Source organism: Acidovorax sp. SRB_24 (assembly GCF_012931925.1).
This window is the reverse complement of sequence record NZ_MWOM01000367.1, coordinates 1-244: the sequence shown is the minus strand read 5'-3', so window position 1 is coordinate 244 and position 244 is coordinate 1. Positions and strand designations below refer to the sequence as shown.

At 67.6% G+C, this 244-nt stretch carries 1 protein-coding gene; it reads left to right on the top strand.

The window, feature by feature from the left end:
- A partial coding sequence (locus tag B2J89_RS22300; RefSeq protein ID WP_205763948.1) for an FAD-binding protein occupies positions 1 to 226 on the top strand: 226 nt, incomplete at its 5' end.
- Positions 227 to 244 lie beyond the last annotated feature (18 nt).

The window sequence follows — 244 nt, the reverse complement described above, 5'->3', positions numbered from 1 at the left end:
CGCGCCCAACGACTGGCAGGTCGGGCAGACGGGCAAGATCGTCGCGCCCGAGCTGTACGTGGCTGTGGGCATCTCGGGGGCGATCCAGCACCTGGCGGGCATGAAGGACAGCAAGGTGATCGTGGCGATCAACAAGGACCCCGAGGCGCCGATCTTCTCGGTGGCCGACTACGGCCTGGAAGCCGACCTGTTTGCGGCCGTGCCGGAACTGGTCAAGGCCCTGTAAACCCCGCCGCCACCCCCA